Genomic DNA, 26019 nt, shown 5'->3' on the forward strand with positions numbered 1-26019 from the left:
TTCCCCAATTAAATCCCAGTGTGTCATCGTGAATTAACCCAAGTCCCTTTTAATACAAAATTTCATCAACCTAGTTTTAGTGTTTGCATATAGTCAGAATATCTACCGCCACGTGTATGCAATGAGGTAACATCGTTCCCTTGGCAAAGTCGATTAGCTCCGCAGATCAAATGCCCTACGCTTTTCTCTACAATAAGATAATTTTGACCGGATCTCTGACGCGTTGTTCACACACATGACCGCACGTCTGGAAAACGCATAAATTGAATTATAAATCTTAACAAGAATAACCCAATGAAAGGAATGAATTAATGGATTAATGGATTAATGGATTAATGGATTAATGGATTAATGGATTAATGGATTAATGGATATAAGTTATCTCTGTTGATGAGACGGGCCAATTAAGTTTTATATTAGCGATTACTCTTTTTATGAATAACAATATACTTCGATAAGCCTCATTAGGGCTTATCGTACTACTCAGTTTTCATTCTTCATTACTCGGAAACTAAAATGACACGTTACTCTTTATCTCCATAGCGTTTTTTTATTGAAATTAAAAAAGAATCAATAATCCAACTTAATTTTTTTGTCCCAAGAAAACCTATCATCGCTCCACAAAACTCCGCAAGGGATGACCAAGCCTCAGAATAATTCATATATACAAGTAACCATTGTAGAGTACGAATAGCACTAACGGTAATAGCACCACATATGACTGCTTCGGCTAATGATTGCCATGCGCTGTTACCATCTCGCCATTCTCTAATAAATGCAATTAGCGTTGCCAACATAACACCACTTAATAAAGGAAAATTGAGTTGAATCCAGCGAAAAACCTGCTCCCAAAAATCAATATTTTTCTCATGCATAATGAAACCTCCTAAATGGAGTGAAAATTATTATCAATAAATGAAGCCCCCTTATCATTGATATCAAGTCGTAATTAATCTCAATTACCCTTGATATTTTTTATCGCTACTGACACAGAAAAATCTCCCAAATGACATTATTGCAAAAACCTCCTTTTAACTTTGAGAAATAAAACTAAAAGCATTAATTGAAAACATATTTAACTTTATATTATTTTTATATATAGCAGCTGATAGATTTGTATCCTCACACACACAAAAGCCAAATTAAAGACGTTAATTTTTTAGTCATTAATAATAATTACGCTTACCGAGAAAATGTAAAAAACGCTATTATTTATATACCATGCAGCTCTCTAATAATTAAAGGTATTTCCTTGTAATTATGACTTTCAATTATCATTTTTAATGTGAATCAAGTACTCAAAAACGCCGATAACTTGCTATATTAGTAAAACCTAATAAATTTATTTATTGAAACAGAATGGCCAGCACGAATTTATTCACTGAGTCATCGCCAAAATATAGCTATTATTGTATAAAATCAAATTGTTATAAAATTATACATCTGATTAACTCAATAACATGATGTCGGATTTAAATGTGCAACTTAGCATTGTAAAAGTGACTAAAAACATCAGTGTTATCACGACAACGACAGAATGGTATATGACCAAGCCAATGGCGAGTCAATCGATTCATACAGTCAAAAGTCTGTTAGACGTGATGTTATTCTACTGTCAATGCAGCATATTAACTTGAGTGAAATCAGTAAAATCAAACTGAGCTTTTAACAGCAACGCATTCCCTTAGTAAATAAAGGAATAAATAGACAAAAAGCCGCATAAGCGGCTTTTTACACTCATTTTCGCTCTATTAGAGGTGATGTTTAGCGACATAAGCCTTTTCTTCATCGCGCAGGGTTAGCACTTCATAACCTGTTGCTGTCACTAAAATCGTATGCTCAGATTGTGCTGACAACTTCTTGTCTCGAGTCACCACAGTCCAACCATCTTTTTTAGTTTTAATTTTCATGCCACCTTGGTTAATCATTGGTTCGATTGTAAATGTCATCCCTTCTTTCAACACCGCTCCTTGACCCCGTACGCCATAGTGGAGGACCTGAGGATCTTCGTGCATTTCGCGGCCTATACCATGACCACAGTATTCACGCACAACACTGTACCCGTTGGCTTGTGCATGGTGTTGAATTGCGGCACCAATATCTCCCAAAGTTGCACCAGGTTTGACCTGCTTGATCCCTTCCCACATCGCTTCATAAGTATCTTTAACTAGTTTACGCGCAAGTGGAGAAGCCTCTGGCATGACATACATTTTGCTTGAGTCAGCAATAAAACCATTTTTTTCTAATGTAATATCTACGTTGATAATATCTTTGGCTTTTAAATATTCATCAACTTTCGGTACGCCATGGCAAACGACCTCATTCAACGAGGTATTTAACACATATTGGTAATCATACTGCCCTTTACTGGCCGGCCTAGCTTGTAGATCGTTTACAATATAGTCTTCAACCTTATTATTGATTTCCATGGTGGTAATACCTGGCACGATAAACGTATCCAGCATGGCAAATACTTTAGCTAGCAAGCGGCCTGACTCACGCATCAATTCAATTTCTTCCGCTGTTTTGATTGTGATATTACTCATGCTACTTCCCTTTATGATTAACAGATTCTTTTTCTAACATTTCACTAATCAGTGTCGTGAAGGTTTTGTCTGGATTTAATTCTGCTTGAATACCTATTTTTATCCAAAATTCCGCCTGAGAATTAATAGAACGTGACATAACATGGCTAGCTCGACGCAAATAGTCATGTAATTCATCTGAAATTTTGACAATTCCCAAAATAGTCCCTCAAAGCATATAAAACGTTATGGTTTATATATAAACCATATAATATCTACCATGATAAAGATAGGTGTTAAATAACTATCTAGAAATAAATCGCACGAATGAACCTGTTTAAAACAGCCAATTTTAATTTTCTGACTTGAATCCTCCGTCAAAGTATCAAACGTTATCATGTTGTACTCTAATTGTTAGTTAGCGCTATATTTATACTTGTATTAAGAGAGAGTTTTTTACCGTGCAAAAGCTAGGGTGAATGTTGTTTCCAGCGATTGTTTTAATCAGATAAGTTTTGAGCATACTATTCATGATTGTTCGGAGAACAATATGTACAAAAAAATCTTAGTCCCCATTGATATCACAGAAAAAAATTTAGCGAACCTTGTCCTTCCTCACATTCAATACCTTTCTGAGGAAGAAAATGCTCACGTTCATTTTTTAGCCGTCATTCCAACCATTCCTTTTTATACTTCTATGGGATTTGGTTTTGCTGAAAAAGCGGATAGTGAACAAGATAAAGTGACCAATCAATTGATTGATATAATTAAAGATTTCAAATTATCAAAAGAAAAATATACGGCTCAAGTTGTCATGGGCACACCGAGAGATGAAATTTTACGTATTGCAGATCAGATACAAGCAGATTTGATTGTTATCGGCTCAAAACGGCCCGGTATGTCCACCTACTTCTTAGGTTCTACCGCCTCAATGATTATCCAAAACTCTAACATTTCTGTTTTAACTATACGTTAATATTTGCACCCACTTTATCGGTGGGTGTTAATACCTATCAGTTAACGAATAATACAATACATGGTGTTATCAACCCGTCTTTGCTGACAAGTTTCACCTCCCTACCCGTGGGATATACGCCAAAATAATATTCAGAATCGTTCTACCGCCTCATCGTTTAAACCTTTCTTAACCACCTCTTTTTACAGTCATTATTCCTTGCTGTAGGCACGCTAGCCTAAACTGAATACTCGACAATTCAATGTATAAGCGACCCTTATGCTGTATTTCCCGATACGGTTTCTTATATGAAACCAGAAATAACGATAAGCTCGACACAACGCACATTTTAAAACAAATATTTTACATATCCGCAACATTAGATTGACTGTTTATCGCTCAGCCCATTAGTCTGGTTTTAAATAATAAACAATGTTTTATATATGAAACAAACTGTCTTGCTGTGGAGGAAGTAATATGAGTTGGGTCGCCGTATGTAATGTCTCACAAGTACAAGAAGAATTTCCTTATTCCGCCAGAGTCAATGATGCAGAGATTGGTATTTTCTTAGTGGAAAACCAGTACTACGCCATGGAGGACGTTTGCCCCCATGCTTACGCTTTACTGAGCCAAGGTTTTGTTGAAGATGGCAAAGTTGAATGCCCACTGCATGAAGCGGTATTTGATATCAAAACAGGAAAATGTCTGCGCGAGCCTGGGGGACGTGACTTAAAAACTTATCAAACTCGCGTTAATAACAACCAAATCGAAATTAGCTTCATTGAGGAGTAGAAATGGAACCGATACAGAATTTCAACCCTTATTTACCTGCTAATCATCAGATTATACCTGCACGTGAAGGCGGTAAAGGGCAAATCCAGTCGCCTGGTACAGCACCCAATATTATTTGGCAAACTCGTTCACGGCTCCCCGATGAATACGAAATCGCACTCATTGCCGCATTAGAGACCCTATTTGATTCCGGTATTGAGGCTCTCGAACAAATCATCAGTGCACTCAATCAAAAGCACGTGTTTGATAGGCAAGGCCAACCATGGAATGAGGCAAGTTTCCGCGAATTTCTCCAAGTAAATGGGTATTAATTCACTGCCGCTAGCGCAGAAATAATAATAAAGAATGATACCGCTGATAACAGGAAGCAAATTATGACAACTAATACACAACCTCAGAACTATCAAGATTATTTAGACATTGGCCTTAGAGGCCAGTGGTACCCTGTTTTATCCAGCTGGGAAGTCACCAGTAATCCGATCGGAATTACTCGCTTAGAAGAGCAAATTGTTTTATGGCGAGACCAACAAGGTCAAATTCACGCATTGGAAGACCGTTGCCCACATCGCGGCGCTCGTTTATCGATGGGATGGAACCTTGGTGAACGTATCGCTTGCTGGTATCACGGTGTTGAGGTGGGAGGTGATGGCGTTGTTAAAGATGTGCCGGCTGTTAATCAATGCCCATTAGAAGGCCAAAAATGCCTAAAAACTTATCCAGTTCAAGAGTGTCATGGCGCGATTTTTCTTTATTTCGCCATCGCCGATGAAACACCACCGCAGCTCGCATTCCCTGAAGAGCTTGCTGATAGTGAAAACCATAGCCACTTTTTATGTACTGCAACTTGGCATTGTAATTATCAATATGCACTGGAAAACGTCATGGATCCAATGCATGGCACTTATTTACACTCCTCTTCACATTCCATGGCTGACGGTGACAAACAGTCTGAAATGATCTTAGAACCGACCCAAAATGGTTTTATCTTTCGCAAAAATGACCAAATGGGTGTCAATTTTGACTGGGTAGAGTTCGCGAGCACCGGCGCTAATTGGCTTCGACTCTCGATCCCTTACCAAAAGCGCTTCGGGCCCGGTGGCCATTTTTGGATTATCGGTATGGTCGTGCCTGAAGATAGAGACAATACCCGAGTCTTCTTCTGGCGTATCCGTAAAGTTAAAGATTGGCAACGAGATCTTTGGCGTTTTATGTACCGCAACCGCCTAGAGGGTTTGCACTGGGATGTTTTAGAGCAAGACAGAGTTATTCTTGAAAATATGGCGCCTAATGCACGTCAGCGTGAATTCCTCTACCAACATGATGTCGGGTTATCGCGTCTTCGTCGAATTATGCAACGTGAAGCCAAAAAACAATTTGACCAAATCTACAAAGAGGAAACGTCAAATGCATGATTTGTTGGCAGGCAAACGTATTGTGATCACCGGCGCAGCGAGAGGGCTAGGGTTTGATTTTGCCAAAGCGATTGCTCAACAAGGAGCGCAAGTGGTGCTTTGCGATATCCTCAGTGATCGTTTGCAACAAAGCGTTGCTCAGCTACGTCAAGAAGGTTTGGCTGCCGATGGATTGACTCTGGATATTGCCGATCCCAAAGCGATAGAGGATGTATTCCAGACTATTGGTCAGCAAGGCAAGATAGACGGCTTGATTAATAACGCAGCCCTCGCAACAGGCGTAGGGGGTAAGACATTAGAAGAGTACGACCTAGAGTTATGGGATCGTGTTATGACGGTCAATGTGAAAGGAACTTGGCTCGTGACCAAAGCCGCGCTGCCTTTTTTGCGCCAGAGTAACAATGCCAAGATCGTGAATATCGCCTCCGATACGGCATTATGGGGTGCCCCTAAACTCATGGCTTATGTTGCGAGCAAAGGAGCCATTATCAGCATGACACGTTCTATGGCAAGAGAGCTGGGTGAACAACGAATTTGTGTCAATGCTATCGCCCCTGGGTTAACCAAAGTTGAAGCCACCGAATATGTTCCTGTGGAGCGCCACCAGCTATACGAAAATGGACGAGCTCTTCAAGGTGAACAAAAACCTGAAGACGTCACTGGTACGGTTTTATATTTGCTGTCACCGCTGGCCAATTTCGTCACTGGGCAACTCATCCCTGTGAATGGTGGTTTTGTATTTAACTAAAGGCGCCGCTTTAATGCGGGGAGGTTAAGGATTTGAGTTCAACATGCAAGTATTTGATCCCGGGTCTGGAAAAAGGATTGCAGCTTTTGTTACTCCTCGCACAACAGCACCGCGAGCTAACCTTCGCTGAGATTTTACGCCTAGTTGATATGCCAAAGGCCACTGCTTATCGCGCGATACAGACGTTAGTACATTTAGATTTTATTGAGCAACACCCACGCACTGGGGCTTTTTCACTTGGTCGCAAAGTACTTAGCTTAGGGTTGGGCTATATCGCGTCACTGGATCTTACACAATTAGGTCAACCCATTATTGAACAATTGCGTGACCGTAGCCAATGTAACAGCCATTTAGTCATACGTGATGGGCGTGACATTATTTACATTGCTCGGGTCAGTGGCGCAGAGTCAAAAATTAACCATGTCAGCGTGGGAACACGTTTATTAGCTCATCGAACATCACTTGGACGTATGTTACTCAGTGGATTGAGCCGAGAGGAATTTGATGCTCTCTACCCCGATGATGAATTACCGGATGATGCAGGCAGTAAACAAGCGTTTTGGGCAATGATCCAAGCGGATAGATTACGTGGCTACGTGATTGGAGAATCATTTTATCGCCGAGGCATCTCCTCGATTGTTTATCCTGTTTTTAATCGTGATAACGGTGTGGAAGCTGTGATCAGTATTATGGTTCCTATGGATACCATCCCTGTACAGGAACGACAACGGCTACAGAATGAAGTGAGCAGCGCCGCGCAAAAACTTACTGAGTTTATAGGTGGTATGACATCCGCTAAAGCGATATAGCGTTACCCATAAAAAAATCAAACATTAGGTTTATTGCCATAAGCCTCGGGTTTCTGCTTGCCCAAAATCAAGGTGGGCAATAACAAATGCATACATAGAGGGTCAAATTATGTCAGTCATTGGTATTGAAAAATTAGAATTTGGTGTGGATAACATTGCCGATTGCCAGCAATTTTTACAGGATTTCGGTCTGCAAGCATCACCCAATACCCCTTCTTATTTTACAACACTGTCCGGTGCTAGCGTGACATTATCAGCCATTGATGATCCCCGCTTACCCACCCCATTTGAATCCGGTTCGACCTTACGCCGAATCACTTGGGGCGTGAATACTCGTACAGAACTTGAACACATTATTCAACAAATCGAAAACAGCCCCAATTTCCAATTGACGCCTGATGGCGCACAATGCCTTGATCCGAATGGAATGACTGTCGCTTTTTGTATCACGCAACAACAACAAGTCTCCGTTGATATTTCGCCCATCAACCAATGGGGGGATATTCGTCGTATTGATGCACCAAGCCCTGTTTACGACAAAGCCACCCCTATTAATATTGGTCATGTCGTCTTTTTTGTTGATGACCTAGCAGCAACAGAAGCGTTTTATTGCGATAAGCTCGGTTTTCAAGTCTCTGATCGCTATATCGATCGTGCCGTTTTTTTACGCACGCAAGTTAATGGCTGCCATCACAATTTATTTTTACTCAAACTCCCTCATCGTGGGCGTGGCTTGAATCACGTAGCCTTCACCGTTCGCGATATCCACGAGGTTATTGGCGGCGGTCTCGCAATGAATCGGCAACAATGGAGCACCTTTATCGGTCCCGGTCGTCACCCTATTTCGTCAGCCTATTTCTGGTATGTCAATAGCCCAACTGGCGGGGCTTTTGAGTACTACACCAATGACGATTATTTAACCGAAAAATGGCAACCACGTGAACTTGAACATTCCCTCGTTTCCTTTACCGAATGGGCTGTGGAAGGCGGTATCGATCATGAAACTCGTCGACAAGTGAAAAAAGGTCAGGGGTGAAGCGATGAAACCATTAATTGAAGGCGGTATCGTGATTATCGGTGGTGGACAAGCCGGAGGCTGGGCAGCCAAAACATTACGGGACCAAGGTTATCAAGGGCGTTTATCCGTCATTAGTGATGAACCACATGATTTCTATGAACGACCACCGTTATCAAAAGCAGCCCTTGTTCAAGAAAACACCACATTATCACGTCTATTCAGTGAAGAAGAAACCAAGGCGTTAAATTTAACGTGGTATCGCCCTATTCGGGCCACTGGTATTGATAGCGAGAAAAAACAGGTTCAACTCAGTGATGGACGCGGCTTAACATTTGATAAGCTATTGATTGCTACAGGCGGGCGGCCTCGCTACCTTTCCTCTGCTTGGCAGTCCCACCCACGAGTATTTGCCCTTCGCTCTTGGGATGACGGGCAAAAATTACGCCGCGCGCTATTATCAGCCAAAAAAATTGCCATTATTGGTGGTGGATGGATAGGTTTAGAAGTCGCTGCCTCCGCACGCCTAATGGGGATCGATGTCACTATTTTTGAACGCCAAGAGCGTTTATGTCAGCGAAGTGTGCCCAGCAGCGTATCAAACGCATTAGCCCTACGCCACCAACAAGCTGGCGTGAATGTTATTACCGATTGCGGTGAAATTTTACTTGATGAAAATACAGACGAACTCTGTATTCGCTGTGCAAAGCGGCCTAACCAATCATTTGACCTTGCCGTCATGGGAATTGGTGTTGAATTAAATCTTGAATTAGCGGCTCAGGCAGGCCTTGAATTAACCCATGGCATCGTTGTCAACGGACAGGGGCAAACCTCACACCCTGATATTTATGCCGCTGGCGATGTCGCTTGTCACCCCACGTTATCCCTTTGTTTGCAATCTTGGGCTTATGCACAGAACCAAGCCATTAGCACCGCAAAGGCCATGCTTAACCACCATAGTGAAGGGTTTAATGAGCTCGCGTGGCTATGGTCAGACCAATACCAAGATAATATCCAGATTTTAGGAGTCCCTACTTCACAGGCAACCCAACATATTCAACGAATAACGCCAACGTCCGAAGTGCATTTTTCACTGAATAATGACAATGAATTAGTTCAAATGGTCGCATTTAACGATGCTCGCACCATTAAATTAGGCAAAAGGTGGATGCAAAACAGCCGTCAATTATCCCCTTTAGCGCTAGCTGATCCTCAATTTTCACTCATGTCACTGAAGTAAATGTACAGACAGGAGACATACTATGGCAAATCAATCAATATCTGTGCCCTCAGTGACACAAACCGGTGAAACAGCTACCCAACACACAGAAAAAGTGAATTGGCTCATCCCAATCGCTCTATTTTCCTGTGTATTGCTAGCCTTTTTCGACAAAATCAGCATCGCCGCTTTATTTTCTGATGAACAATTCCAAAAAGCATTAGGGATTGATTTTGATCCAACTCGTCTTGGATTGTTGATGAGTGCTTTTCTGTTTTCTTATGGTATTTCATCCATGCTACTCAGTGGTATTGGCGATAAATTTCATCCAACAAAAATGCTACTGTTTATGATTAGCAGTTGGTGTATTTTGATGATTTTTATGGGCTTTACCCATCACTACACAACGATGGTTGTCTTACGTGTCTTACTGGGCATTGCTGAAGGCCCCTTACTGGCGATTTCTTATGCCATTGTTCGTCGCACCTTTCCACAAAAAATGCAAGCAAGAGCGACAATGCTTTGGTTATTAGGTACACCGATTGGTGCCGCACTCGGTTTTCCTATTTCTATCTATTTACTGCACAGTTTTGGCTGGCAAAGCACCTTTTTTGTTATGGCGGCTTTCACGGTGCCTGTGTGGTGGCTTGTCGTTATTGGTATTCGCCACCCTAATTTAGTCAATCAACACGCTAAAAAAGTTGATGGAAAAGTATCCATTACCGAGCTTGCTGAAGCCAAAACACAACGCAACATCCTCTTACGCAATAGCCATTTTTGGATTATCTGCTTATTTAATATTGCGTTCCTCGTTTATCTATGGGGAATGAATGGTTGGTTACCCAGTTATTTAATCAAGGGTAAATCCATCAATTTAGAGCATGCAGGGATCCTTTCTTCTCTCCCCTTTATCGCCATGTTGTTTGGTGAAGCAATAGGCGCATGGCTTTCAGATCGTTATGACCGTCGCGCTCTGGTTTGCTTTATCTCATTGCTAGGCGCCGTCGCTGGATTGGCAGGCGTGTTATTCCTAAGTACGACCTACAGCATCATTTTAATGATGGCTTTTAGCATGTTCATGTGGGGGGCGGGAGCACCCAATATTTTTGCACTACTCGCCAAAGCCACACAGAAACAAGTCAGCGCACTCGCTGGTGGCATATTTAATGGACTCGGCAATCTTGCTGGCGCGGCAGCACCGTTATTGATGGGGGTATTAATCACACTGACCCACGATATGGATAGCGGCCTACTATTTATCGTCATTATCGGTTTAATCGGTAGCGTCTTGTTGCTACCTATCATCAAAAAATACTGATTTTACTACTCAATATCCGGAGATATCACTATGTCACAACAAGCCCAAATAAAACCACAAGACACCTCGATGGCAGATTGGGTTGAATCACGCATCGCCCGCTTCGAAGGTCGTAAATATGATTGGAACGCGTTGAAATTTCAGGCTGATTTTGATCCCAAATATCGCCGTGCACAGATGCGCTACATCGGTACAGGCGCGACAGGTGTTGCTAACGATGTAAATACCGTTCCCGCTGAAAATTTTACCTTTTCAACAATGGTTCTTCCCTCAAAATGTGAGGGCCCTCTTCACTTACACCCTGATGTTGAAGAGGTTTTCTTCATGCTAAAAGGAACAATTACCCTATTCATTAAGGATGGTGATGAAGAATATGAAACGATACTTAAAGAGCGCGACCTGATTTCAGTTCCAGCAGGTATTTATCGCGGCCTATTCAACCATGGTGAAGAAGAAGCATTAATGTGCGTCATGATTGGTACACCAAAACCTGCGATTCCAACCTATCCAGACGATCATCCATTATCAAAAGTGAAACGTGGTTAACAGGAGAATTGAGTGATGAAACTGCCTATTGAACAATTGCCAACTATTCGGTCCGCTGATTTTGGTCAATATCATGTTAACTGGCGTGAAGCAGGTGAAGGAGAAACTATCATTTTACTTCACGGTATCAGCTCTGGATCTGCATCGTGGATTTATCAACTGGCGGATTCATCACTGACTCAACAATACCGACTACTCGCATGGGAGGCGCCGGGTTACCTCAATAGTCTAGCCCTGACGACCGACACACCAACAGCTAACGATTATGCAGAGGCATTAGTGGCTTTGATTGACGGTTTAGCTATTTCGCAAGTGGTGCTCGTTGGTCATTCCCTTGGTGCCATTATAGCCAGTGCATTTGCGGCAAAATACCCACAGCGTATTAAAGGATTACTATTAGCTAACCCAGCGCAAGGTTATGGAACTAAAGACAAAACGGAACAAAAACAAGTTTATGAACAAAGACAGACTATCGTCTTCAATTCCGGTATTGAAAATTATGCGCAACAACGTGCAGCCGCCTTGTTAAGCCCAACAGCCAGTGAGCAACAAATAGATTGGGTTAGGCAGACGATGCGTAAACTCAATCCTAAAGGATTCTTAGCGGCGGCTTGGATGCTGGCATACGATGATATTAATCGTTATCTCAGCCATTATTCTGGTCCGCTCCAGATGCTAGTAGGCCTTGATGATACCATTACGCCGCCTCAAAAAGTCCAAGCGATCGCTCAACAACAAGGTTGTTCACTCGTCTATATCGAACAGGCTGGACATGCAAGCTATCTCGATGCATCTCAGCCATTTAATCATTACCTGAAACAATTTTTGGCGACTCTGCCGTTGTAGAAGTTTAATTAAGGAAAGCGCTATGAATTTACAGCTAAAAAATCGTGTTGCCGTCGTCACCGGTGGCAGTTCAGGGATTGGATTATCAACCGTTCAATTATTGCTCGAAGAGGGATGTAAAGTGGCTTTCTGTGGGCGTAATCAAGACAAATTGATGCAAACACTCACGATGTTACAAGCTGATTATCCACAAGCGGAGCTTCTTGCTGTCTGCTGTGATGTTATGGATAAAACACAAACAGAAGCCTTTGCACAACAAGTACAATCGCACTTTGGCCAAGCTGATTTACTGATCAATAATGCGGGACAAGGGTATGTCGCTCACTATGCCGACACGCCCGAAGAGGCATGGTTACACGAGGCCCAACTAAAATTATTTGGTGTCATTAACCCCGTTAATGCATTTATGACATTATTGGAGCAATCTGAGATTGCCTCCATTACTTGTGTCAATTCACTGTTAGCCTTACAACCAGAACCTCACATGGTAGCAACCTCTGCTGCACGTGCAGCATTACTCAACCTCACTCTAAACCTATCAAAAACCCTCTTACCAAAAGGCATCCGTGTGAATTCTATTTTGCTCGGCATGGTTGAATCAGAGCAGTGGCGGCGCCGTTTTGAACAGCGCAGTGATAAAAGTCTTAATTGGGAAAGTTGGATTGGCGAGATTGCCCAAAAACGCGGTATTCCAATGCAACGCCTTGGTAAACCTGAAGAGCCAGCTAGAGCTCTCGTCTTTTTAGCTTCACCAATGGCTTCTTTTACCTCAGGTGCGGCATTGGATGTTTCAGGTGGTTTCTGCCATCACATTTAAAGGAATTATGATGAAAACATTAATGCTGATCGGATATGGTGCAATGGCCAATGAAGTAATTAGTCGCTTACCCAAAGGCATTGAATTGCGTTGGATAGTGGCAAGAGAACATCATCATCCTGATATCCAACAACGCTTTCAAAACCGTGTGACGCCACTCAGCTCGCCGACTCAGGCCATACAACAACCTGATTTGGTTCTAGAGTGTGCAAGTCAACAAGCTGTAAAACAATATGCTGCCAAAATATTAGAAAAGGGGTGGACACTCGCGATTATTTCAACCGGTGCTCTTGCTGATGCGCAATTCGCTGACACTCTCCGTCATCAAGCTCACCAGCATCAAGGCACATTGATACCCTTATCAGGTGCGGTTGCTGGATTGGATGGCCTACGCTGCGCAAAAGAAGCCACGATCAATCAAGTGACCTACCAATCAAGAAAGAGCCCTGCCAGTTGGCGTAATGGCCCCGCTGAAAATTATATCGACCTTGATGCGGTTTCCGAACCGACGGTGTTTTTTAGTGGAACTGCACGAGAAGCGGCGTTGAAATTTCCTGCCAATGCCAATGTCGCAGCAACTGTCGCTCTTTATGGTATTGGCATGGATGAGACTAAAGTTGAGTTAATGGTTGATCCAATCACCACCCAAAATAGTCATCGCATCGATGTCTCGGGGGATTTCGGCCATTTTTGTATCGAACTAAACGGCAATCCGCTGCCTTTAAATGCCAAAACATCTTTGTTATCAGCATTAAGCGCCGTCGAAATTTGTCGTCGCATTGCAGAACAAAAAGCCATTATCTGACTGGAGTAGGACCATGAAAAAAATCGATATCTTTGTCGGGGGAAAATGGCAACTAGGCCGTGGTCACGAAATGCATTCACGTTTCCCTGGTGATCAACATATTGTTGCAACACTTAACAGCGCCAGTTTAGACGATGTTGAAGAGGCTGTTCTCGCCGCGGATAACGCATGGCGTGACCCCGATTGGCGCTATATGCCCGCCCACCAGCGAGCCACAATTCTGCTGAAAGTCAGTGCACTCATTGAAGAACGCGCTGAGGAATTAGTACGTTTACAAACTCTCGATAACGGTAAACCCTGGGCAGAAGCCCGTGGCTTAGTAATGAGTGCAGCGGCAACAGCGCGCTATTTTGCTGCCGTTTGTGAGGTCAGTGGTGGCGAATTACCCCCTCGCCGCCAACCTGATATGATGACATTAAGTACCTACCAACCTCTTGGCGTTATCGCCGCGATAACGCCATGGAACTCCCCTATTGCCAGTGATATGCAAAAAATTGCTCCAGCAATAGCGGCGGGAAATGCGGTGATATTAAAACCAGCGGAAGCAACCCCATTAATTTCGTTAAAACTAGCCGAATTATTTGAAGAAGCCGGATTGCCCTCAGGGCTACTCAGCGTGTTGCCCGGTAAAGGCTCTGTTGTGGGTGATGCCCTTGTTCGTCATCCATTAGTCAGAAAGATATCCTTTACTGGTGGTACCAATACCGGCAGACAACTCGCTCATATCGCTGCTGACAAATTGATCACCACCTCATTAGAGCTTGGAGGCAAATCACCTACCATCGTCTTAGAAGATGCGGATCTCGATCTTGCTGCACATGGTGTTTGCTACGGCATCTTTAGCTCGATGGGTCAAGCATGTATCGCAGGCTCTCGACTCTTTGTTTCACGTGCAATTTATCAACCGTTTTTAGAAAAGTTAACTGCACTCACACAACAATTAATTATTGGCGACCCCCGTCAAGAGCGTGTGCATGTTGGCCCATTAATATCACCAGCGCATCGAGAAAGTGTAATGCGCTATGTCGCTCAAGCAATAACAGAAGGCGGCAGTATCCGCTTGGGCGGAACAATACCTCAAGATCCTCACTTACAAGAAGGTAATTATTTCTTACCGACCATTATTGAAGGACTAAATAATCAAGCTTCTGTATGCCAAGAAGAAATATTTGGTCCTGTATTAGTCGTGATCCCTTTTGATAATGAAGCGGAGTTGATAGAAGAAGCCAACGACTCGCTTTATGGCCTCGCAGCAGGTATTTGGACTAAAGACTATACACGTGCATTTAAACTCGCAGATGCATTAGATGTTGGCACAGTTTGGATCAACACCTACAAAGTTTTCTCCATTTCAACACCTTTTGGTGGGTTCAAAGAGAGCGGACTCGGTAGAGAAAAAGGCTTAGAAAGCCTAAAAGCTTATATGCAACAAAAAAGTATTTTTCTGGCACTAAACCCACAACCAAACCGTTGGTGTGAATAAATGACCATTGATATGCAGCCCTACACACGTCGCTGTTAATTGGTTATCAAATTCTTAAGGAGAACACTATGCATGAGACAATCACGGTTGGCGAGGCGATCGCCAGAACATTAGAACAATATCAAGTTAGCACTGTTTATGGCGTTATCTCAATCCACAATCTCCCCATTGCCGATGCCATTGGTCGACGAGGCCTTATTGATTTCACACCTAGTCGTGGGGAAGCGGGAGCCGTTACCATGGCTGATGCACATAGCCGCTTTACAGGATTAGGCGTTGCCTTAACCAGCACAGGTGCGGGTGCGGGGAATGCTGTAGGCTCTATGATTGAAGCAATGAACGCGTGCTCACCACTCATTCACATAACTGGGCAAGTTGAAAAAGCCTATCTCGACATGGATGCTGGCTTTATTCATGAAACACGTGATCAACTCGGTTTTTTAAGAGCCAGTTCTAAACAGGCTTTTCGTGTTCACAGCGCTGCCCAAGCAGTCGCAATTTTGCATAAAGCGATTCAAGTGGCTCAAACCATCCCTTGCGGACCTGTTTCTATCGAAATTCCTATTGATATTCAAAATACCCCCGTTCCCTTATCAATACTCAGTACTCCCCTGACCACTCAACCGCTACCCGCCGCAACCACAGATCAAGTTGATGCGATTTGGCAAAGATTACAACATGCACAACGCCCTTTATTATGGATTGGAGGCGGCGCTCTCCATGCTTCAGCAGCGGTTAAAAAACTAGCCGATTTAGGCGTCGCCGTGATAAGTAGTACCCATGGTCGAGGCATTTTATCTGATGACCATCCATTCAGTTTACGGGCTTTCCATAATGCGGATTCAATTGATAAATTAATGCGCACTTGTGATATCACACTCGTTGCAGGTTCACGATTACGCAGCAATGAAACCAAAACCTGGTCATTGCCATTACCGCAACCTTTAATTCAAATTGATATTGATCCTCAAGCGGCCAATCGCAACTATAGTGCAGACCTTGTCGTTACCGCGGATTGCCACAGCATTCTAAGTGCATTGGCTGAAAGACTTGAAAAAGCGAATAGTGTGATTTCACCGCAATGGCGACAACAAGTACAAGAGGCGACTCATTTAGCAGAACAACAACTTAGAGAACAGTGTGGCCCCTACAGCCAACTCAGTGATGCCGTCGAACACGCCTTACCGACTCAAGGTATCTTTGTTCGAGATATTACAGTTTCGGGTAGTTTATGGGGGAGCCGATTATTAAAGGCCACTCAACCACGGCATAATATACATTCGTTAGCTGGAGCTATAGGCCTTGGTTTAGCCATGGCGATTGGCAGTGCCAAAGCCAACCCACAAATTCCAGTTATTGGTTTAGTCGGTGATGGTGGTTTGATGTTAGGTGTCGGTGAACTCGCCACCATGGCCCAAGAACAATTACCCATTGTCTTAATTATCATGAACGATCATGGATACGGTGTTATGCGCGGGATCCAAGAAAAATATTTTGCTGACCGCCAATATTATAATGACCTACTGACACCTTCATTCACTCGATTAGCCGAATCAATGGGAATTAAAGCATTAACTATTGATAAAGCAGACGATTTTAAGTCAACTTTACAGCTTGCCGTCGACTTAAAACAACCTGTTGTTATCGAGGTTTTAATGGAAAATATTGGTAAAATGAATTTCTCTGGGCCTCCTCAGAAAAAATTATTTTAATCATTTATTATTAACGTTATTCATCTACAACGATTTCTGATGATCACACCATAGAGTGAGTCTTATCGCCTCACTCTATTTTACTTAATTGATGGATTTTTAGCTTTTCTGTATGTTACACAGCCTAATGTGGTTCGTTTAAAATAGCTGGTATATGTTAAAACTGAAATTAATCAAGATATTATAAGAGTAAAAATGGGTTGTTTAGATTCACTTTAAACGATTTCAATACTGAAAGATGAAAAATCGTTTAAAATAATCATCATTTATACTGCCCAAAGTAACACCAAATAAATAACCTTTATTTTAAAGTTATTTTTGTTTGTCAGATTACAATATTCTAAATAAAGATCTAAAAGGAATATAACCGCGAAAACATGTCACATCGCTTGATGGATAACATAACGCATCAACCACAGCGCTTTGAAGGTACAGAAAATACGGTCAATGTCGCCCTACATGCTGAAAAATTAACATGAAATTTTTACACTTCATGCAACCCCGTAGCGGTTCTCAATAAAGTTGAGCGACAGATATTACCTAGTTGAGTATCTTCTTTTATCGTAAAAAGTTATCTCTTTCCTAGCCGTTTCTCGACCATAAAAAGCCTTCGGTTTACTCGCATAATTAAGATATAAGGTTACAAATATTTACCTATTTTATTTCACTGTCATTAAAGGTAGATGTTATATTATGAGTAATAGGAAAACAAACACCTCTGCTATAGTAATAATTTTTAAGGGAATATAATGAAAAAATATTTACTACCCATTAGCCTCTTCATCAATCTCGTTTTACTTATCGCTATTATCGTGATGGCAACACTATTTTTTAACTTAAAAGGCAAAATTGATACAACGGTTGCACAAATAAAAAATGGTCAATATGCTGAATTAATTAAAGATAATACAGCCAAATTAATTCCTGAGGGGTTAAAGCGCATCGATACAATTCAACCTGGCCAAAGTCAGTGTGCCTATTTCTACCAAAATATAGACTCAATAACTGAATATTTAACAGCAAACCCAACAATTGCTGGTGCTGAGACCTATATTAAACAATTAAATAATTTAAAAAAATCAGCAGAAAAAGCCCCTTCTGCACTCAAAGAAACAGCGTGTGAAAAAGGTGTTTCAACGATTAATTATATCAGTGAAAAAATATCTACAGTGACAGATTGATGACTCTAGCCCTTTACTATTAGTATCAGCGATCTAAATTCAACCTCAAATAGCGCCAGATGATTAAAGCCAACAGGGGGAGCACCCGCTGATTGGCTTGTTTGTACCGCAATAAGCCCTGCATTATCAATGCCATTGTATCGCTCTTCTCAGCAAGACCCACATTAAACAATCCGCTATCTTCACCACCCTATATCGAATTAAAAATTCACAATCAATTCATATGTAAAATAAGTTAAATTTGTTATAGGGCCAATTGACCTTAACCTTAGGGGAAGCTTTATGGTTACTTCCGTTTAATCTATCATTTCATAAGGACATTACCATGAAAAAAATACTTCCTATCGCCACACTTATTGCCGCTAGCGTTTCATTGAGTGCTTTCGCTAACTCAGGTCATTCAATGCATATGTCTTCTTCAACAACAAATGAAATGCAGAAGGAGTTAAACCAATCTATGAATAAAATGCATTCAGATATGGCCAAAAGCATGAATGAACAAAATGCAGATGTCGCCTTTGCTCAAGGCATGATCGCTCACCATTTAGGGGCAATAGAGATGGCTAAAATTGAACTAAAATATGGTACAGATCCTGAAATGAAAAAACTCGCAGAACAAATCATTAATGCCCAAGGCCCAGAAATAGAGCAAATGCAAAAGTGGTTAGAAAAAAATAAAGATAAAAAGTAATAGACATTATCTTTATCACTAAGAGTCCAATAAGCGAGTATTAATCGTAGTATCCATTTAAGAGTGTTTATCTAAAAAACCAATAGTGGCTATTTATCTCTCGCTTTAATTAGATTTCTGCGTGTTTAATCACTGAGTCACCAAGATGTATGCCTAAGGCATATTGCAAACAATAAAGCCCCCATTTAATTTATCTAAATTAAACGGGGGCTATAAAATAATTATTGAATCGCTAACCCACTATTTAAAGTTAATTAATCAAAAACATCATTAATAATTGTAGTCACGATTGCTGTACTCAACGCTATTAATACTAAGTCATTACCTACAATATTCCATTCATATCCTGGATAATGTGGCAATTGAAGTAGCATGGATTGAGGAACGGCTTTCTTAGCAATTCCCGGAGGCAATGGTTTACCTCTTGCGAAATTTTTGGCGATACCCGGCGGTAAGGCATTATAACCTGTAATACCACTATCTAAAGCCAATGCTCTCGCTTCATTGTATGTCAACGCCACTGATAAGGTATTATTTTTATCTGAAGAAGCATCATGCCTTTTATCTTTACCGTTCCCCTGATTACTCTTATTTCCTTTATTTTTAGGGTGCTCTTTATTTTGTCCATGACCTTGGCCACCATTTGGATCCGCGTAAGAGACGTACGGCGCTAATGATAAGCTTGTCGCTAAAATCAATAGGCCTGACAATTTAGTCATTTTATTCATGATGATACCCTCATTGACGCTGTAGCATCCAAAATACACCTCAATAGACCTTGCCTCTATAGGTAATATTACTAGAATAAAGCCCTAATTAAAGAATATTATCATCCATAACCCTGACATAGCACATTAATGCAGTCATTTACTCTAAAATCGGCAGCTAACTAAGACAGATTTATAAAGTGAATATATCAATAAGACTAACAATATCATTTTGTGCTGATTACGTTAGCCTATTACCCTACAATTGACACACCCTAATTTAGTCACATAAAATCAGACTAATCTTGTTATAATATCTTTAACAAAGACTAACGCGCTTTAAATATCATTTTTAGAAATCGTAATGAAAGCCATACTTAATTTATTATTTAATGTCCCTAAGCAACGTGCATAAATTGGAATAAGTGTTGGATTTTCTAATTGTAGTATAATGTTTGAATAAGTCTCACCTCGCTGAATAGGCTCTTGCACTCGCACGGTGCCACTGCTTATGACATCCTGACAAGCAAATTCGATAACTGTTCCATCCATAATAGCGTCATTACTTGCCGCTTCTTCTTTACTGAAGATATAGGCGTGGCTATAGATTTGATTCATTAATATCGCTTTTTCTGGTAGAACTCTCTCCACCGTATTTTTCTGGGATAGAAATTTTTCAAACGAATCATCTAACCAATCATGATAAACTGCGGTTACTTGCATATCATATAAGTTTAATAATTCGTTCACTTCCTCAATAGCTAATGACATAAGTTGCTGAAAATCTTCGTCATCCAGCATTTCTTTTGGTAGATGTTTACCGTGAAAGTAGATTTGGACAGAGTTATGACCTGATTGCCTTGCAACTAAAATTGATTCTCTAAGTTTTTGAGTAGGTCCATCAGCCATATTAACAACTAGGATGATACTTTCTTGGCTAAATGCCTGTTTAACATCTTGAATTAGCGAATTACTAACTTTAGGTGCCACAAATTTTTTGTTCGGGAACGCGTTAACTAAATTGTAGCGGTAATCATCCCCAAGAAGCATAACAGAATTGACAGATGAAAATGCTAAGGATGAAAATAACAATCCTCCTAAGAATACAACGAACGCCTTCATGGAAACCAACACCTATGACGAGATAATCTCTACAGTTTCTTTGATATCATGCTCTGCTACAGAAACTGCCCCCACCACTATATACTAACAATATAAACGAAAGAGTAAATCGTGATAACCGTTTATTTCATCAAGGATTTCGTCTCCTCTGATCATATATTGCTCTTAATATACCAAACACTTTAAAAGTGTAAATTAAATTATCTTTTTTATTTATATTACCTTATCAATAACATTGTATTTCATTCACTAAAACAGTTCAAAACAGTACATTCCATTCAGTATTTGGTAACATATTCTTGTTATGCAATTAATTAAAACTACTGTACTATACTTATCACATTCTCCCCCTACGAGAGAATGCATTGATTACTGGATTTTCCCTGTAATGCTGATTTTAAGCTTCGCCCCAATATATCTTGGGGCTATTTTTTACTATTTATATCAATAGCAATGTTATTTAGCGAATATTTACAAATACGCTAAACATTATCTAAATCATAACAACTAAAACGTAAATTTGACTATTATCAAATAATATCATTCTATTTATTAGGTTACGTATTTGATGTGCAGTATTATTTACCGCTCTATTGATAGATTCTTTTTATATATTATCTTCAGCTTTAACTATTAATGGGATGATATCTCACAAACAACACTAGCGACTATAAGTTCCCATTTTTATGATGATGGTATATTTCACTTATTTAAAACACCAACAAGCTACCTATACGGCAGTGGATCGTTTTGGTTACCATTGGCTCATAAAAAGCCATTTCTAAGCTGCCTACACGGCAGTGAACATATAAAACGTGACGACCAACGATATTCTACATTTCTAAGCTGCCTATACGGCAGTGAACTTAATTATTGTCAGTGGTCTTATATATTGTGTTTTCTAAGCTGCCTATACGGCAGTGAACAGGGGTTGCGCTCCTAATATCCAATTTGTCATTTTCTAAGCTGCCTATACGGCAGTGAACACATAATGGGTCTTAATCGCACCTCTTGTTGATTTCTAAGCTGCCTATACGGCAGTGAACGCTCTGAATCCCGGAGCTTGCGATTCTGTGACTTTCTAAGCTGCCTATACGGCAGTGAACAACCGGCAGGCTAACTGGATCTTAATTATAGGTTTCTAAGCTGCCTATACGGCAGTGAACGCGAGCTTATCAAATAAAAAATAAGTTACAACAAACAGTTAGTGATATTTTAGAGAAAATACCTTCTTTTTTACCGTTAATTGTAACTCATTGTTTTATAATTTTATTTTTAAAGAGCAAAATAATAAGGTTAAAAATGAGGAACTGTCGCTAACTCAACATCTCTTCCGACTTGCTGACTTAATCCATAACAGTTAAACCCACATAATTGTGCTTTTCCCGCAGAAATACAGCGAATAAATAACGGAAACGGGCGATGAATTGCTCCTTCATATTTAGATTTACTCTGTTGACTCTCCATCCAGATAAAAGGCAATCGACTAAATTCATTAACCTGATTTTTCCTCAACACATGTAAGCAAACTTCCGCAGGCTGCCCCGATTTTATTGAGAGAAATTGCGCTTTCTTTTGTATATCCAGTTCAGTCCGTTTTTTACCTTTCACATGTTGTCGTACATAACTGACTGGTATGGCATTTTCCGGTACTGTCAGAATCGACTTAACATGCACATAATCAGATAACCGTGCTAGCCAATGATTGACATTGAGCTGGGCAAGCATAGCTTCTGTATTTGCAATCAATCGTATCTTTTTACCTAAACGGAACCCGACACTCCCATATTCAGGAAAAGCAACAGCAACCTCACTATGACCCGTTTCAGACTTATTTTCTACCAATGCGATATGTATTTGTTGGTAAACCCTTTGCCATAGAAAGTCCAACGGTATCGTCGAATCAGGTAGTAGTGTAATCTCCTGATAATAGTTCATAGTTCACCTTATTTGTCACTTTCGCCAAAGACACCACCACGCACTAATACCGCCATAACATAGTGTTCATCTTCAATGCGTGCCAACTTTTCACCACGAGCCCATTTATCAAAATGAGTATAAAAATCTTGTTTTGCTCCTGGTGTTCGATAAGCCCGACCAAGATTAGTCACCGCTCCATAAGGTTCAATAGCGATAGCACCACCACTATTCACGTCATCATGATAATCGGGATACCAAGTATCAATGGAACGTAATGCATTACCTATCTTTTGTGAATGCATTGCGGCATGCCCATTCACATGGTAAAGAATTTTACTTTTACTCCCTTTACCTTTATCTAATACCAACTCTTCACTGGGATAAACTTCTTGAGATTGGCCTAACAGAGTATAAGTTGTTATTTCAAGAAGTAATGCTCCCTCACTGTTTGCTAAGGCAGCAGCAATTTTAGCGCCGAGTTCATTCACCTTTTCATCTTGCTGGTCAAAGCTACGAATGCTGTATTGCGTTGCATCAAAAGTCCATTGTTGCTCGAGACCTTCACTCAAGATTTTTACCTCAACCTCTATTTTTTCAGCGCCGACTCGGTTGCGCCATAAAAAACGTGCATTCGCAATATTATGGGCATAACGGCGGCCAAGTTCACGGAAGCCTTCTTTTTCAATATATTCTTTTGCCGCTTTTGTGTAGCTTTCTTTAAACAGTGCGTTATTACAAGCGGATGGCGTTTCTACTCCACCTAAGATTTTCAAGGTGAATTGATGTTTTAAGGTATCTTGCTGTGTACCTAATGCACAAGCATCGACCGTTTGTAAGTTCGCCTTTTCAACTTCAGCATTTAATTTTAGCGGATCGTTTTTGACAGGGCCTTTGAGACGATTTGAGATTGTTCCTCGGACCGATTTTTCTTGCAAAGCAAGCGGTATACACTCTGTTCTATTTTTCCAACTCGTACCATAAAAATACCCGTCCGATGGAACCAATTTTTTTTCAAATGCCAATACGGATGCTACATCATTATTCTTTGCCATTTTTACTCTCCGCGCGTAAAATATTGAGATTCAACTTGTTGACATAAATAGAGATTATTTTCTAAATCAGTGTGATATTCCCACAGCATTTCATTTAGATGGCCAATTTTGTTTACCATGACAAATTGTCCTAGCGTTACAACGCTTTCTGCAAACCGATGGGGAACATTGGGGTCACGCTGATTTTTAGCGATGCCTAAAGAGGAAATACCTTGATAACCCGTCGCGATGGGAACAATCCAACCATTCGTTTTACGTTGTGTTTTCCATTCAAACGACTTATCTTTTGATTCGTTTTTACTTTCTATTTCAATACATTGGTTATTAACTGTCACATAATCCAATAGTGTATCCATTGCATCTTGCCCCTCCTCCATTGAAGCCACCATTAAATCCCTACGTTCAACCAAAGCATAACCAGGCATTAAGCTATTGAGTAAGTTACGCTTATAACTACCGTTCCTATCATTGGCAGGTAAATAATATATTTCAGGTTTTTTAGCCGATAAAATATCTCCACCCGCTAACTTCATAGTAGAAAGAATTTCAGTAACACGATGTACATTGGCGGTATCTAATAACACGTCACCTTGCTCGTTATCAGCATCAGAAAAGTGAATCACCAATGAAACATCTAAATGGCAGCGCGCTTCTTCAATAAATGCAGAGCGGTTACCCTCTTTATCCAGAGGATTACCCGTTCCTATAATTGAATTCACAAAGTCATCACGACCACGATATGTCTGTAAATTACACTCGTGACTAATCACAGCGATTGATTCAAACTCTAACGCCGAAAAACCAATTTTTCTTAATTTAAGTTCCAATGCATGCATAAACCCTAGCCACGCAGTCATTGCAGGAAATCCGATTGTAAATGGGCTTGATAATGCGTTGGCGTTGTGCACTTTCAAATGTGGGAGCTTCAGTAAATTCATTGGCTTGCTCATCTCAGCAGCTCCTTATTTTTCGCAACAAGATCCTTAATGAAATTAAACTCATCATTACCTAAGAATAATGCTTTCTTGCCATTAACAGCCTTATAGCCTGCTATAAATTGACGAGCGATTTCAGGAATTAATATTTCAAGCCAATCCTCCATATTATTTCGTTGCTCTTCAGTATCAGGGAATAGCCAGATTTGTTGGTACTTCGCAATATTCACAGGAAGAACGACTTTTTCTTGTTCTAATATACGGCGAATTTTCCACATCATGACGATGATATAATCCACATATTCTTGAATGCGGTTATCACGATATTCAGCAAAGTCGCTATTTCTTTTTTCTTTAGGAAGTGTGATTAATCCGTGAAATGCTTGAAATGTTTCCTTGCTATGCCATGGGTTTATCACATCAGTAAAGAAATTAGTTTTAGGTAAACGCGTTTCGCGAATATTTAATACCGGAGGCAAAGAAGGCAATAGATGCGCTTTCCCTGCATTTTGGTTATTTAAAACGGAAATATTTTGTGGCTTAGTACCGCCAAAGCCGATCGTGGTGATCCCATAGATTTCTTTGAAGCCAATCTCACTATATTCCCTTTTACGTTTTAATTCCCGCAGCTCCTTGGTTTGCTCTGAAAAACGAATATCATCAATACGACGACGCATTTCAAATAATAATCCAGAAGGCGTCAAAGGTGAGAGTAGATGGTAATCATCTTCATCCGTCCAAACAGGAAAATAAACCTGTTTAATTTTTGAACTTGTCACGACTGAATCATCTGCTGCACTCATTGCTAAAAAACCTTCTCTTAATTGTTCGTAAGGCATCCCCTCGAAAGTAAGCAACGATTTAGCAAGTGAAGTTTCTGCTTCAATATGTGCCAACAGTGTTTTTCCATCATATATTTGTAAGGTCAAGAACTTATAAACATCTAATGCAGCAGCATTGCCTAATGCATCGGGTTCGACTTCCACATTACCTGAACGTAAAAAACCGTCATTAGCGGCCTTTGCATTAGCAATGATTGCACTCACAGAGCCATTTTTGTTTTTACGGGCGCTTGGATGGCTGAAAGTACAAGGATGAGTCGAAAGTGATATCTGTCCAGCACGTTTTGCAGCATTTGGTAACCACTGTGATAGCGCAAATACCTCCTCACACTTCTGCTTTATTTGACTAACCTCATCCTCACTCATTGATGCCTTTAAAGTCTTTTTAAGCCAACCTTCTTTACGTTCTTCAAAAAAGGCCTCTATTGCTGGATCTAACATATCTAGGGTCCTTGTGACTAAACTTATACATTAATCTAGCTGAACAAAACATTGACTCTTCATACCACAAATAACATAACCACCATGGTTTTCATCTATCTACATCGAATAATTTCATTCAGTTAA

26 protein-coding genes and 1 CRISPR repeat array are annotated in these 26019 nt (G+C 40.6%); of the genes, 17 read left to right on the top strand and 9 right to left on the bottom strand.

The window, feature by feature from the left end; genetic code table 11:
* Positions 1 to 524: 524 nt before the first annotated feature.
* The 3 genes from M1F03_RS11590 to M1F03_RS11600 all read right to left on the bottom strand — a co-directional run bounded on the left by M1F03_RS11590 (position 525) and on the right by M1F03_RS11600 (position 2745).
* On the bottom strand, positions 525 to 875 hold the full coding sequence (locus tag M1F03_RS11590; protein WP_154624736.1) for a phage holin family protein: 351 nt from the start codon (positions 873 to 875) through the stop codon (positions 525 to 527).
* 876 nt (positions 876 to 1751) lie between these two features.
* The gene (map, locus tag M1F03_RS11595; RefSeq protein ID WP_154621902.1) at positions 1752 to 2546 is read right to left on the bottom strand and encodes a type I methionyl aminopeptidase; all 795 of its coding nucleotides are present in this window, start codon (positions 2544 to 2546) and stop codon (positions 1752 to 1754) included.
* A 1-nt stretch (position 2547) separates the two neighbouring features.
* Positions 2548 to 2745: a ParD-like family protein gene (locus M1F03_RS11600; protein ID WP_154621903.1), complete on the bottom strand. Its 198-nt coding sequence runs from the start codon at positions 2743 to 2745 to the stop codon at positions 2548 to 2550.
* Between the two features lie 330 nt (positions 2746 to 3075).
* On the opposite strand from M1F03_RS11600, the gene M1F03_RS11605 reads away from it, so the two are divergent.
* The 17 genes from M1F03_RS11605 (at position 3076) to M1F03_RS11685 (ending at position 18874) form a co-directional block, all read left to right on the top strand.
* Complete coding sequence (locus M1F03_RS11605; RefSeq protein WP_154621904.1) at positions 3076 to 3501, top strand: universal stress protein; 426 nt, start codon at positions 3076 to 3078, stop codon at positions 3499 to 3501.
* Positions 3502 to 3957: 456 nt separating this feature from the next.
* Positions 3958 to 4272 (top strand): Rieske (2Fe-2S) protein, encoded by a 315-nt coding sequence (locus M1F03_RS11610; RefSeq protein WP_154621905.1) that lies wholly within the window; start codon positions 3958 to 3960, stop codon positions 4270 to 4272.
* A gap of 2 nt (positions 4273 to 4274) precedes the next feature.
* The gene (locus M1F03_RS11615; RefSeq protein WP_251464364.1) at positions 4275 to 4583 is read left to right on the top strand and encodes a recombinase-like helix-turn-helix domain-containing protein; all 309 of its coding nucleotides are present in this window, start codon (positions 4275 to 4277) and stop codon (positions 4581 to 4583) included.
* A gap of 63 nt (positions 4584 to 4646) precedes the next feature.
* The gene (locus M1F03_RS11620; protein WP_154621907.1) at positions 4647 to 5684 is read left to right on the top strand and encodes an aromatic ring-hydroxylating oxygenase subunit alpha; all 1038 of its coding nucleotides are present in this window, start codon (positions 4647 to 4649) and stop codon (positions 5682 to 5684) included.
* Positions 5677 to 6432, top strand: a complete 756-nt coding sequence (locus M1F03_RS11625) for an SDR family oxidoreductase (protein ID WP_154621908.1) — start codon at positions 5677 to 5679, stop codon at positions 6430 to 6432. The genes M1F03_RS11620 and M1F03_RS11625 overlap by 8 nt, the downstream gene beginning before the upstream one ends.
* A 32-nt stretch (positions 6433 to 6464) precedes the next feature.
* Positions 6465 to 7241: an IclR family transcriptional regulator gene (locus M1F03_RS11630; RefSeq protein WP_154621909.1), complete on the top strand. Its 777-nt coding sequence runs from the start codon at positions 6465 to 6467 to the stop codon at positions 7239 to 7241.
* 109 nt (positions 7242 to 7350) lie between these two features.
* On the top strand, positions 7351 to 8277 hold the full coding sequence (locus tag M1F03_RS11635) for a VOC family protein (protein ID WP_251464366.1): 927 nt from the start codon (positions 7351 to 7353) through the stop codon (positions 8275 to 8277).
* Positions 8278 to 8281: 4 nt separating this feature from the next.
* Entirely contained in the window at positions 8282 to 9496 is a 1215-nt protein-coding gene (locus tag M1F03_RS11640; RefSeq protein WP_251464368.1) for an NAD(P)/FAD-dependent oxidoreductase, read from the top strand.
* A 22-nt stretch (positions 9497 to 9518) separates the two neighbouring features.
* A complete protein-coding gene (locus M1F03_RS11645) occupies positions 9519 to 10793 on the top strand; it encodes an MFS transporter (RefSeq protein ID WP_154621912.1) in 1275 nt (424 codons plus the stop codon).
* 30 nt (positions 10794 to 10823) lie between these two features.
* Positions 10824 to 11339, top strand: coding sequence for a cupin domain-containing protein (locus M1F03_RS11650; RefSeq protein ID WP_154621913.1), 516 nt, complete (start codon positions 10824 to 10826; stop codon positions 11337 to 11339).
* A gap of 15 nt (positions 11340 to 11354) precedes the next feature.
* Positions 11355 to 12185 (top strand): alpha/beta fold hydrolase, encoded by an 831-nt coding sequence (locus M1F03_RS11655; protein ID WP_154621917.1) that lies wholly within the window; start codon positions 11355 to 11357, stop codon positions 12183 to 12185.
* 22 nt (positions 12186 to 12207) lie between these two features.
* Positions 12208 to 13002, top strand: coding sequence for an SDR family oxidoreductase (locus M1F03_RS11660; protein WP_247047561.1), 795 nt, complete (start codon positions 12208 to 12210; stop codon positions 13000 to 13002).
* A gap of 10 nt (positions 13003 to 13012) precedes the next feature.
* On the top strand, positions 13013 to 13807 hold the full coding sequence (locus M1F03_RS11665) for an aspartate dehydrogenase (RefSeq protein WP_154621918.1): 795 nt from the start codon (positions 13013 to 13015) through the stop codon (positions 13805 to 13807).
* A 13-nt stretch (positions 13808 to 13820) separates the two neighbouring features.
* A complete protein-coding gene (locus M1F03_RS11670) occupies positions 13821 to 15290 on the top strand; it encodes an aldehyde dehydrogenase (protein ID WP_251464370.1) in 1470 nt (489 codons plus the stop codon).
* Between the two features lie 68 nt (positions 15291 to 15358).
* Positions 15359 to 17002, top strand: coding sequence for a thiamine pyrophosphate-binding protein (locus M1F03_RS11675; RefSeq protein ID WP_196713000.1), 1644 nt, complete (start codon positions 15359 to 15361; stop codon positions 17000 to 17002).
* Between the two features lie 749 nt (positions 17003 to 17751).
* A complete protein-coding gene (locus M1F03_RS11680) occupies positions 17752 to 18183 on the top strand; it encodes a hypothetical protein (protein WP_154621785.1) in 432 nt (143 codons plus the stop codon).
* Between the two features lie 325 nt (positions 18184 to 18508).
* On the top strand, positions 18509 to 18874 hold the full coding sequence (locus tag M1F03_RS11685; protein ID WP_318839935.1) for a DUF305 domain-containing protein: 366 nt from the start codon (positions 18509 to 18511) through the stop codon (positions 18872 to 18874).
* A 254-nt stretch (positions 18875 to 19128) separates the two neighbouring features.
* On the opposite strand, the gene M1F03_RS11690 is transcribed toward M1F03_RS11685, so the two are convergent.
* The 6 genes from M1F03_RS11690 to csy1 all read right to left on the bottom strand — a co-directional run bounded on the left by M1F03_RS11690 (position 19129) and on the right by csy1 (position 25893).
* Positions 19129 to 19602 carry an anti-virulence regulator CigR family protein gene (locus M1F03_RS11690; RefSeq protein WP_251464374.1) on the bottom strand — a complete coding sequence of 158 codons (474 nt, stop codon included), beginning with the start codon at positions 19600 to 19602 and terminating at the stop codon, positions 19129 to 19131.
* A gap of 318 nt (positions 19603 to 19920) precedes the next feature.
* Positions 19921 to 20703 (bottom strand): elongation factor Tu, encoded by a 783-nt coding sequence (locus tag M1F03_RS11695; protein ID WP_154622575.1) that lies wholly within the window; start codon positions 20701 to 20703, stop codon positions 19921 to 19923.
* 778 nt (positions 20704 to 21481) lie between these two features.
* Positions 21482 to 21869: a CRISPR direct-repeat array (repeat unit 28 nt; unit sequence TTTCTAAGCTGCCTATACGGCAGTGAAC).
* A gap of 130 nt (positions 21870 to 21999) precedes the next feature.
* Positions 22000 to 22641, bottom strand: a complete 642-nt coding sequence (gene cas6f, locus M1F03_RS11700; protein ID WP_318839936.1) for a type I-F CRISPR-associated endoribonuclease Cas6/Csy4 — start codon at positions 22639 to 22641, stop codon at positions 22000 to 22002.
* A gap of 8 nt (positions 22642 to 22649) precedes the next feature.
* Complete coding sequence (gene csy3, locus M1F03_RS11705; protein ID WP_196712996.1) at positions 22650 to 23675, bottom strand: type I-F CRISPR-associated protein Csy3; 1026 nt, start codon at positions 23673 to 23675, stop codon at positions 22650 to 22652.
* Positions 23676 to 23677: 2 nt separating this feature from the next.
* The gene (gene csy2, locus M1F03_RS11710) at positions 23678 to 24625 is read right to left on the bottom strand and encodes a type I-F CRISPR-associated protein Csy2 (protein ID WP_251464376.1); all 948 of its coding nucleotides are present in this window, start codon (positions 24623 to 24625) and stop codon (positions 23678 to 23680) included.
* On the bottom strand, positions 24622 to 25893 hold the full coding sequence (gene csy1, locus M1F03_RS11715; RefSeq protein ID WP_251464378.1) for a type I-F CRISPR-associated protein Csy1: 1272 nt from the start codon (positions 25891 to 25893) through the stop codon (positions 24622 to 24624). Before csy1 ends, csy2 begins: the two co-directional genes overlap by 4 nt.
* Between the last annotated feature and the right edge of the window lie 126 nt (positions 25894 to 26019).

Origin of the sequence: Providencia sp. PROV080, assembly GCF_033688105.1 — a bacterium.
Classification (GTDB): Bacteria; Pseudomonadota; Gammaproteobacteria; order Enterobacterales; family Enterobacteriaceae; genus Providencia; species Providencia zhejiangensis.

Bases quoted from the DNA above. Each gene is read 5' to 3' on its own strand.
- M1F03_RS11615 (WP_251464364.1), top strand. From the start codon at position 4,275: ATGGAACCGATACAGAATTTCAACCCTTATTTACCTGCTAATCATCAG.
- M1F03_RS11685 (WP_318839935.1), top strand. From the start codon at position 18,509: ATGAAAAAAATACTTCCTATCGCCACACTTATTGCCGCTAGCGTTTCA.
- csy1 (WP_251464378.1), bottom strand. From the start codon at position 25,893: ATGTTAGATCCAGCAATAGAGGCCTTTTTTGAAGAACGTAAAGAAGGT.
- M1F03_RS11625 (WP_154621908.1), top strand. From the start codon at position 5,677: ATGCATGATTTGTTGGCAGGCAAACGTATTGTGATCACCGGCGCAGCG.
- M1F03_RS11650 (WP_154621913.1), top strand. From the start codon at position 10,824: ATGTCACAACAAGCCCAAATAAAACCACAAGACACCTCGATGGCAGAT.
- M1F03_RS11680 (WP_154621785.1), top strand. From the start codon at position 17,752: ATGAAAAAATATTTACTACCCATTAGCCTCTTCATCAATCTCGTTTTA.
- M1F03_RS11670 (WP_251464370.1), top strand. From the start codon at position 13,821: ATGAAAAAAATCGATATCTTTGTCGGGGGAAAATGGCAACTAGGCCGT.
- csy3 (WP_196712996.1), bottom strand. From the start codon at position 23,675: ATGGCAAAGAATAATGATGTAGCATCCGTATTGGCATTTGAAAAAAAA.
- cas6f (WP_318839936.1), bottom strand. From the start codon at position 22,641: ATGAACTATTATCAGGAGATTACACTACTACCTGATTCGACGATACCG.
- M1F03_RS11620 (WP_154621907.1), top strand. From the start codon at position 4,647: ATGACAACTAATACACAACCTCAGAACTATCAAGATTATTTAGACATT.
- M1F03_RS11695 (WP_154622575.1), bottom strand. From the start codon at position 20,703: ATGAAGGCGTTCGTTGTATTCTTAGGAGGATTGTTATTTTCATCCTTA.
- M1F03_RS11660 (WP_247047561.1), top strand. From the start codon at position 12,208: ATGAATTTACAGCTAAAAAATCGTGTTGCCGTCGTCACCGGTGGCAGT.
- csy2 (WP_251464376.1), bottom strand. From the start codon at position 24,625: ATGAGCAAGCCAATGAATTTACTGAAGCTCCCACATTTGAAAGTGCAC.
- M1F03_RS11675 (WP_196713000.1), top strand. From the start codon at position 15,359: ATGCATGAGACAATCACGGTTGGCGAGGCGATCGCCAGAACATTAGAA.
- M1F03_RS11605 (WP_154621904.1), top strand. From the start codon at position 3,076: ATGTACAAAAAAATCTTAGTCCCCATTGATATCACAGAAAAAAATTTA.
- M1F03_RS11635 (WP_251464366.1), top strand. From the start codon at position 7,351: ATGTCAGTCATTGGTATTGAAAAATTAGAATTTGGTGTGGATAACATT.
- M1F03_RS11640 (WP_251464368.1), top strand. From the start codon at position 8,282: ATGAAACCATTAATTGAAGGCGGTATCGTGATTATCGGTGGTGGACAA.
- M1F03_RS11610 (WP_154621905.1), top strand. From the start codon at position 3,958: ATGAGTTGGGTCGCCGTATGTAATGTCTCACAAGTACAAGAAGAATTT.
- M1F03_RS11645 (WP_154621912.1), top strand. From the start codon at position 9,519: ATGGCAAATCAATCAATATCTGTGCCCTCAGTGACACAAACCGGTGAA.
- M1F03_RS11590 (WP_154624736.1), bottom strand. From the start codon at position 875: ATGCATGAGAAAAATATTGATTTTTGGGAGCAGGTTTTTCGCTGGATT.
- M1F03_RS11665 (WP_154621918.1), top strand. From the start codon at position 13,013: ATGAAAACATTAATGCTGATCGGATATGGTGCAATGGCCAATGAAGTA.
- map (WP_154621902.1), bottom strand. From the start codon at position 2,546: ATGAGTAATATCACAATCAAAACAGCGGAAGAAATTGAATTGATGCGT.
- M1F03_RS11655 (WP_154621917.1), top strand. From the start codon at position 11,355: ATGAAACTGCCTATTGAACAATTGCCAACTATTCGGTCCGCTGATTTT.
- M1F03_RS11690 (WP_251464374.1), bottom strand. From the start codon at position 19,602: ATGAATAAAATGACTAAATTGTCAGGCCTATTGATTTTAGCGACAAGC.